Here is a 7,935-nt window from a genome sequence, read left to right as displayed (position 1 = left end):
GATATGTACTCTCTCCTTTTTCTCTTGACATTGTTTTAATATTCTTCCTAATGATAAACCGCTCCCCCATAGTAACGACATCATCATTAATATAATCTACTTTTCTTTTAGGATCATTTTTGATATGTTTCCGAATTTCTTTATCCTCTTCTGGATTTTTACTAACCCATTGAGCTACCAAACCTTTATCACCCAAAAAGACATGATCGCCAATTTCATAATCACCGCTATAAGAATAGATACTATTGTAATAGTCTTCCTTTTCTTTTTTAATTCGCTCGTCCCGATAGTGTTTCCAAACAAAGAAAGCTGCTATAGCAGAAAAAAATAAAAATAATAATGAAAATTTTTTAAAACTCATATATAATCTCCAGTCTATTAATATCTTTTATATTTTAACACACTTAGAATGAGGATTCAAAAAGACCGGTCGCCCAGTCTTTTATCTTGTATTAAAGTTCTTCATCTGTCTTGCAATGTCACGGTTTTGCTCGCGGCGTTTGATGGACTCGCGCTTGTCATAGTCGTGCTTCCCTTTGGCTAGACCCAATAGGAGCTTGGCATAACCGTCCTTGAGATAGACCTTGAGCGGCACCAGCGTCATTCCAGTTCCCTTGGTCTCCTGCTCCAGCTTTTGGATCTGCTTCTTATGCAGCAGCAACTTTCTGCGACGTTCAGGCTCTTGGTTCCAGATATTGCCCTCTTCATAAGGCGCGATATGGACATTGCTGAGCCAGGCCTCACCGTTCTTGATCTGAGCAAAGCCGTCTTTGAGATTGATGCGGGCTGCACGGACGCTCTTGATTTCCGTACCGGTCAGCACCATGCCAGCCTCGATGGTATCTACGATGGTGTAGTCGTGTCTGGCCTTTTTATTTTGCGCGACGACCTTTCCTTCTCCCTTTGCCATGCTTGGCTCCTTTCTTGACTAGTTCCTTGTAAAATGCCTTCTGGCTCTTGCCTTTCTTGGACTTCTTATCTTTCTTATCTCTGTAGACTTTTTCTTTAGAAGAATGGCTGCGCTTGTCATCTTCACGGCGTCTCTTTCTACCTGACTGGCCTCTGCCACTCTTGCTAGTCTTTTCTACCAGGTCAAATTCACTAGGCAGGTATCCAAAGTCAATCTCACCCGTAGCCTTATCCGCTCGGACCAGCTTGATACGAATCTGCTGGCCAACCTTGAAGACCACGCCGGACTTTTCTCCTTGCAGGGTCATAGTCCGCTCATTGTAGCTGTAAAACTCTGGCAGGTTAGTAACATGAATCAAGCCTTCGACCGTATTAGGCAGTTCGACGAAGAGTCCAAACTTAACCACGCTTGAGACCACGCCGTCAAACTCTTCCCCAACGAATTCTTCCATGTACTCAGCCTTCTTCATGGCTTCGACTTCGCGCTCGGCCTCGATAGCCCGACGCTCTCGACTGGAAGACTGACTGGCAATCTCTGGAATCACTTGCTCAAAATGCTCTGCTATTTCTTTAGACTTGCCATAATCCCGTACCATCCGGTGAACCAGAAGGTCTGGATAGCGGCGAATCGGACTGGTGAAATGCGTATAAAACTCCGCTGCCAGACCATAGTGACCGTGATTGTGCTCAGAGTAGCGAGCCTGCTGCATGGAACGCAGAAGCATCATAGACAGGACATCCTCATAAGGCTGGTCTTTGACCGCCTCCATAATATCCTGCAGAGCCTGCTGACTCATAGAGTTAGCCGTCCCGTAAATCCGAATCCCAAAGCTAGAGGCGTAGTCGATGAACTTCTGTACCTTCTCTGCCTTTGGCTCCTCGTGGATCCGATAGATGAAGGGCAGATTTAGCTTAGCAAAATGCTCAGCCACCGTCTCATTCGCCACCAACATAAAGGACTCAATCATGCGCTCAGCAATTCCCCGCTGACGCAGGACAATATCCACTGGGCGTCCTTCTTTATTGACCATGATTTTGGCTTCACTGGTGTCAAAGTTAAGGGCTCCGCGCTTAAAGCGCATGTTTTCCAGAATCTCATGCAGACGCACCATGCTGTCAATGCTAGGCACAATGGTCTTGAACTGCCCAGCTTTTTCCTGATTTCCAGCGATGATATCGTTGACATCACTATAGGTCATGCGAAAGGTCGTCTTGATGACTGTCTGCGTAATGGTATGCTTGACCACGCGCCCCTTGGCATCAATCTCCATGATCGCCGACTGGGTCAGCCGATCCACATTGGGATTGAGGGAGCAGATACCGTTGGACAGGCGCTCCGGCAACATAGGCACCACGCGGTCGGTCACATAGACAGAGGTTGCCCGATTGAGGGCTTCCTTGTCCAGCTCAGAACCTTCTTTGACATAGTAGGACACATCTGCGATATGGACGCCTAGCTCAAAGTTGCCATTTTTCAGGCGCTTGATATGGACAGCATCGTCCAAATCCTTGGCATCCGCCCCATCGATAGTGAAGGTAATTTCATCGCGCAGGTCCAAACGTCCTGCCAAATCACTCTCAGTCGGTGCATCCGGAACTTGTTCGGCTTCTTCCAAGACCTTTTCTGGAAACTCGGAGACAATATCCATGGACTCCAGCACTTCTAATACATCAATACCTGGATCATTGACATGACCAACTACATCGACCAGACTGGCCACAAAGTAATCATGCTTCTTGGTCGGATATTTGTCAATAGCGACCTTGAGCACCTCTGTGCCATCCAGAACTAAGGCTGGTTTTTTAACATAAATAGGCTGGCTGATTTTCTGATTTTTCGAGCGGATATAGCCCGCATACTTGGGCTTTTCCTCATCCAGAACCAGCTGGCCAACTGCTGAAGTCAGGCTGTGCTCCAAAATATCGATAATCTTAGCCTCAGCTGAAGTTCCCTTGATCCGGTCCGCTACCTTGGTGATGACTACTTCCACCGTATCGCCATCAATGGCATGATTGACATCATTGCGGCCGACAAAGAGGTCATCCTCTTCCTCATTCAGGGTGACAAAGCCAAAGCCATTCTTGTGGGCATGAAAAACACCCTTGAGCGTCAGACGCTCTTGCTTTTTCTTCTCATAAAGCTCAATCCGCCCCTTGTCATCAAAGCGAATCTGATGCTTTCTTTCCATCTGGGAGATGGTCTTAACCAAGCTACTAAAGTCCTTGGAAGACTCTTTCCCCAAAGCAGCCGCCAGCTCATCTACGCTGATTGACTCCTTATCATTTAAAATTTCTAATATATCTGTTTTCATTGTTTCTTTCTTATCTGTTTAATTAATAGCATTCCACTAATCAATCACCTTTTTTCTGTACTGCATTAAGCCATTCTCGAAATTCCCATCGCAATGGACTGATGCCAGATAGCTTCTCTCTAATAGCCTCTTGATAACACAAATACCAGTCATAATCATCCAAGCGACTCCAAGCTTGCTTGGGCCTTGGAATACCAAGGAGATTTTCTACACTGTCAAATATATAATTATCTATTGGAATATGTAAATACTCAAATACCCCATCAAATGATTGTACTTCCAGTATATATAAATACTTTATTGTCATATTGATCCATTTTTGTGCTTGTCCGTAAGAAAACTCAATTCCATAACTTTGATAAATCATTTTTATTTCATCGCTAAGTTTCCGATGCCAACTATCAAAAACACTTTGACTCTTGATATGACTCGAATCTAGCCAATCTATTTCTTCTTTTAATACCTTATTGACTTTCTCTCTCATCTCCCATCTATCAGACTGAGGTAAATCATAAAATCTAATTGTTCTCATCATATCGTGATAGGCACTTCTACTTGCAGCTTCTAAAGGATTAGACGTATTCCCAAAATAAGCAAATTTCAAAAAAAGGAGAATGTCTTGATCAACGCTACTCTTTATTATTTTATCAAATTTTTTAGACACTCTTTACTCCCTTACTTACAATTCTTTTACACACATATTCTGAAGACAATAGCTGTTCAGAATGAACTTAATAAAAAACTAAGTTATCCTGATATTTGTCTCTCCCAATGCATTAATTTCTGGAGTTCCAAAAAAATAGGCCAAGACGAAGTCAGAGCCCATTTTATTTACTAGATAATACTGCTAATACCAATGCAATCAGTAGCCAGAAGAAAATCATGATTCCCGTCATACGCTGCATCACAGCTTCAAAACCGCGTGCCTTAGGACGTTCAAACAAATCGTTGGCACTGGCATCAAAGACGTTGCTGGACTGATTTTTGGTTGGCTGCATGAAAATTGCAATGACAATAATAGCTGATAAAATGACTAAAATGGTTAATAATAGGTTGTACATAAATAAAAACTCCTTAAAATCCTATCTATTTTATCATAAAATCTACTTGGATTCAAGATGTAAAGTAACTTTTCTTTCCTTAGGACAATACTTTAAGACCTCAATTTTTTCCGGATGCGTTTTAGTATTTTTGCTGGTCAGATAGTTCTGACTGCCGCAGCTGGAACATTTTAAATTTATTTTAACACGCACTAGATATCCTTCTTTTTAAATAAATTTCGAAAACTAAAGAGATTGGCCAGCATACTGACGGCAACTAACCCTGCTGTTGCATAAAAGACTGAATGATAGCCATAGGCTGCCGCAATGACCGATCCAGACATAGGGCCGACCACCCCGCCCAGATAAAAGAAAATCTGATTATAGCTGANAATCCTAGAGATTCCAAACTTGGGTGTTATCTTACTTAGCAGAGCATTGACACCTGGTATCAGTGCACCTGTTCCTAGGCCAAATAAAAAGCGATAAAAGCCCAGCTGCATAGGGGAGCAAGCATTGGCACAGAGCAGATAAATCAGGATTGAATAGAACTGAGCCAGCACTAGAAGCCGGTGATTGCCGATACGGTCTCCCAAACGCCCCAGAATGCTGGAGCTCATTATGCTGGAAAGTCCCATGCTAGAAACGATGAGACCCGAAACAAAGATCAGATTGTCCTTTTGCCCCAGTTCTCTGACGTAGAGGGCAAGGATAGGGCTGATAGATTGAGCTGCAAACTGGATAACAAAGCTGGTCAGAAAGAGATTAATCAGCATCTTAGGATACCTAAGTTGGCGTAGCAATTCCCTAAAGCCTACCTCTTCTTGTCGGGTCACCGGCACAAAATCCTCCCGAATCAAATAAAAGGTCATCAAGGCTGCCACTAGAAAAAAGCCGCCAATCAGAAGAAAGACATTGCGAATACCGAACATCTCCGCAATCAAACCGCCAATAAATGGCCCCATAAGATTACCCGCAACGACACCGGTCGAGAGAGTTCCCAGAGCATAACCAGTTTTTTCCTTGGGAGCCTGACTGGCAATCAGAGCTGTACTATTGGGAACATAACCAGCGAAAACACCGTTTAGAAAGCGCAGGAGCAAAAGCCAGAAAATATTGGGTACAAAGGCAATGCCGCCCATCGTGAAAACCATGGCAGTAGCTGCACGTATCATCATAGGCTTGCGGCCATATCGGTCCGCTAGACTTCCCCAAACAGGAGAGAGCAGCGCCGCTGAGATTGCAGAGAGTGAAATCCCTAGCCCAGCGTAATACTCCACCTCATGACCTCTGGCACCTAGCTGCTCCACGAAAAGTGGCATAAAAGGCGTCACCAGAGAAATGCTGGCACCAGTCAGGAAGTTCCCAAACCAAGCGACTTTCAGGTTATGTTTCCAGTTTACTTGTGACGTAATAAATCATCTTCTTTCTAATTTCTGCAAAGCATCGCGAAGCTGCTGTCGAGTTTGCTCAAGCGAACCATTATTATCAATCAACACGTCCGCCCTCTTTCGCTTTTCTAGTAGAGATAGCTGCGCTGCTATGCGTTTTTCTGCCTCTTCTTGACTAAGAGAGTTTCGAGTCATAAGGCGACTGAGCTGAGTTTTCTCCGTCACATCCACCAGCCAGATCTGGTCAAACCAGTCCTCATATTGTAACTCAAACAGCAAGGGAAGATCCATAAAAAAGATGTCTTCCGTCTCCGCCAGCAAATCTCGCCTGCCAGCCAGTTCCTCGCGGATAATCTGATTTTGTATTTGACTGGACTGCGCCAAGAGTTCGGGATCCCCAAAAATCATAGCTCCCAGCTTGGGCCGGTCCAAGCGACCATCTTCCTGTAAGATAGCTGGACCAAAAGTAGATAAAAGAGCTTGATAAAGCCGTCCCCCCGGCTCTTGCAGCTCATGCACTACCTGATCCGCATCAATAACCTGATATCCCTGCTGCCTCAAAAACTCTGTCACTGTTGACTTACCCGAGGCAATGCCCCCAGTGATACCGATAATTCTTACCATGGCAGCTACCTCGCTTTCTGACAATGAGGACAGAGATGAGTACCGCGTCCGCCCAGCTTAATTTTTTCAATCGGGCTGCCACATCTGGCACAAGGTTGACCGGTCTTTCCATAGACCTGCAGAAAATCCTGCATCGTGCCGTCTTCACCCAAAGCATTGCGGTAGGTCCGAATGGTCGATCCTCTCTTTTCAATCCCAAACTGCAAAACTTCTATAATCTGCTCACGCAGCCGCTTGACTTCAGTAGGCTTTAGACTATCTGCTGGCCTAGTTGGATGAATCCGCGCCCGCCAAAGGGCCTCATCTACATAGATATTTCCTAGCCCAACGACCAAGGTCTGCTCCAGCAAATAGGGTTTGATGGGCTTCTTGGAACGACCCAAAGCTGCGGCAAAAGGCAGTAAAAGAAAGTCCGCCTCTGTCGGCTCAGGACCAAGCTTTCTGGCAGCAAAATAATCCTCTAGCTGATCCTTTTTCAATAGCTCCATGGTCCCAAACTTGCGGACATCCTCATAAACAAGCGTCCCGCCATCCGTCATCTCGAAAAAGACATGGGCATGCTTGCGCTCAGGCACCGCATCAGGATAAAAAAGATACTTGCCTTCCATTCGCAGATGAGAAACCAGCACTCCGCCTGTCAGGTAAAAGAGCAAATACTTGCCCCGACGACCAATCTTTTCAATGGTCTGACCTGGCAAGTCATGAACAAAGCTGTCCACTCCCGTACCAATCATCTTAGCATAGCGGACCTGCACTTGATCAATCGTCTGGCCAACAACCAGACGCTCCAAACCCCGTCGAACCGTTTCCACTTCAGGTAATTCAGGCATAAAGCTCCTTTCTATATTCTATTTATTAGTCAGAAATATACTCTAAAATATCAGCAGGCTGACAATCCAGCGTTTCACAGATAGCCAGTAAGGTCGCAAAGCGAATACCTTTAGCCTTACCTGTTTTTAGAATAGACAAATTTGCTTGTGTAATGCCAATAATTTCCGCCAATTCTTTAGAGGTCAAGCCTTTTTTTTCCAATACTTTATCTAAATTAACTTTGATTTTTCCCATCACACAAAACCATCTACATCTTCTTGAATTGTCTTCCCGTTTTTTATGACAAGATGCAAGACCCCTAAGACAATTACCAAAGCCAGACTATCAATATAGGGAAGAAATATATTATCTACAAACTCTATCCAAGATTGTATAGAGTTTTGACCGATAAAAATATCCCATATGATACTTCCAATAGGTAAGCAAGTGACTAAAATCAACATGTATCTGCTAAGCCTATAACTTTCATCTGTAAAAAGTTGATGGTTTATCATGCTGTGTAAAAATCTTCGAATCAGTCCAAAAAGCAAAATCGGAAGCAAACCCAGCCAAATCATTTCATAAGATAACCTTAATAATTCTGCAATTGGAGTAGTAGTTGATTGCCAGTTATAAATTATCAAGACAATGGCTACAAAACCTCTAGCTAAAAACCAGAAAGTACAAAATATTTGTACCAAACAAGTAATTATGGTTATTACTTGTTTCAAAATTCGCATCTTCATAGCTTACCTCCTTATTGTTTTACGATAATTTATCCTTACAATTATTATAAAACAATAATTTAACTAGGTCAAGAAATATTGTAAAACAATAATTCAATCAAAC

10 protein-coding genes and 1 pseudogene are annotated in these 7,935 nt (G+C 43.6%); all 11 read right to left on the bottom strand.

Annotated features, from left to right (window positions below; translation table 11 throughout):
• A pseudogene (locus D8886_RS05265) lies at nucleotides 1–361 on the bottom strand (hypothetical protein); the annotation flags it as partial.
• Nucleotides 362–442: 81 nt separating this feature from the next.
• A complete protein-coding gene (gene smpB, locus D8886_RS05260) occupies nucleotides 443–910 on the bottom strand; it encodes an SsrA-binding protein SmpB (protein ID WP_002894882.1) in 468 nt (155 codons plus the stop codon).
• Nucleotides 873–3,221, bottom strand: a complete 2,349-nt coding sequence (rnr, locus tag D8886_RS05255) for a ribonuclease R (protein ID WP_125434447.1) — start codon at nucleotides 3,219–3,221, stop codon at nucleotides 873–875. The genes smpB and rnr overlap by 38 nt, the downstream gene beginning before the upstream one ends.
• Before the next feature lie 40 nt (nucleotides 3,222–3,261).
• Complete coding sequence (locus D8886_RS05250; protein ID WP_061602848.1) at nucleotides 3,262–3,885, bottom strand: hypothetical protein; 624 nt, start codon at nucleotides 3,883–3,885, stop codon at nucleotides 3,262–3,264.
• Between the two features lie 163 nt (nucleotides 3,886–4,048).
• The gene (secG, locus tag D8886_RS05245) at nucleotides 4,049–4,282 is read right to left on the bottom strand and encodes a preprotein translocase subunit SecG (protein ID WP_002894878.1); all 234 of its coding nucleotides are present in this window, start codon (nucleotides 4,280–4,282) and stop codon (nucleotides 4,049–4,051) included.
• A 42-nt stretch (nucleotides 4,283–4,324) separates the two neighbouring features.
• Nucleotides 4,325–4,474: a 50S ribosomal protein L33 gene (gene rpmG, locus D8886_RS05240; protein ID WP_072074309.1), complete on the bottom strand. Its 150-nt coding sequence runs from the start codon at nucleotides 4,472–4,474 to the stop codon at nucleotides 4,325–4,327.
• The gene (locus tag D8886_RS05235; RefSeq protein ID WP_312023307.1) at nucleotides 4,474–5,676 is read right to left on the bottom strand and encodes a multidrug efflux MFS transporter; all 1,203 of its coding nucleotides are present in this window, start codon (nucleotides 5,674–5,676) and stop codon (nucleotides 4,474–4,476) included. Before D8886_RS05235 ends, rpmG begins: the two co-directional genes overlap by 1 nt.
• A gap of 3 nt (nucleotides 5,677–5,679) precedes the next feature.
• Nucleotides 5,680–6,276 carry a dephospho-CoA kinase gene (gene coaE / locus D8886_RS05230; RefSeq protein WP_125434445.1) on the bottom strand — a complete coding sequence of 199 codons (597 nt, stop codon included), beginning with the start codon at nucleotides 6,274–6,276 and terminating at the stop codon, nucleotides 5,680–5,682.
• A gap of 5 nt (nucleotides 6,277–6,281) precedes the next feature.
• Nucleotides 6,282–7,106: a DNA-formamidopyrimidine glycosylase gene (mutM, locus tag D8886_RS05225; protein ID WP_125434444.1), complete on the bottom strand. Its 825-nt coding sequence runs from the start codon at nucleotides 7,104–7,106 to the stop codon at nucleotides 6,282–6,284.
• A 25-nt stretch (nucleotides 7,107–7,131) separates the two neighbouring features.
• A complete protein-coding gene (locus D8886_RS05220) occupies nucleotides 7,132–7,341 on the bottom strand; it encodes a helix-turn-helix domain-containing protein (RefSeq protein ID WP_125331780.1) in 210 nt (69 codons plus the stop codon).
• The gene (locus tag D8886_RS05215) at nucleotides 7,341–7,832 is read right to left on the bottom strand and encodes a hypothetical protein (protein WP_125434443.1); all 492 of its coding nucleotides are present in this window, start codon (nucleotides 7,830–7,832) and stop codon (nucleotides 7,341–7,343) included. Before D8886_RS05215 ends, D8886_RS05220 begins: the two co-directional genes overlap by 1 nt.
• Nucleotides 7,833–7,935 lie beyond the last annotated feature (103 nt).

Source organism: Streptococcus sanguinis, assembly GCF_003943655.1.
Classification (GTDB): Bacteria; Bacillota; Bacilli; order Lactobacillales; family Streptococcaceae; genus Streptococcus; species Streptococcus sanguinis_F.
Note: the sequence above shows the minus strand (reverse complement) of the source record. Positions and strands in the feature narration are given on the sequence as shown.

Bases quoted from the DNA above. Each gene is read 5' to 3' on its own strand.
- smpB (WP_002894882.1), bottom strand. From the start codon at position 910: ATGGCAAAGGGAGAAGGAAAGGTCGTCGCGCAAAATAAAAAGGCCAGA.
- rnr (WP_125434447.1), bottom strand. From the start codon at position 3,221: ATGAAAACAGATATATTAGAAATTTTAAATGATAAGGAGTCAATCAGC.
- secG (WP_002894878.1), bottom strand. From the start codon at position 4,282: ATGTACAACCTATTATTAACCATTTTAGTCATTTTATCAGCTATTATT.
- coaE (WP_125434445.1), bottom strand. From the start codon at position 6,276: ATGGTAAGAATTATCGGTATCACTGGGGGCATTGCCTCGGGTAAGTCA.
- mutM (WP_125434444.1), bottom strand. From the start codon at position 7,106: ATGCCTGAATTACCTGAAGTGGAAACGGTTCGACGGGGTTTGGAGCGT.
- D8886_RS05220 (WP_125331780.1), bottom strand. From the start codon at position 7,341: ATGGGAAAAATCAAAGTTAATTTAGATAAAGTATTGGAAAAAAAAGGC.
- D8886_RS05215 (WP_125434443.1), bottom strand. From the start codon at position 7,832: ATGAAGATGCGAATTTTGAAACAAGTAATAACCATAATTACTTGTTTG.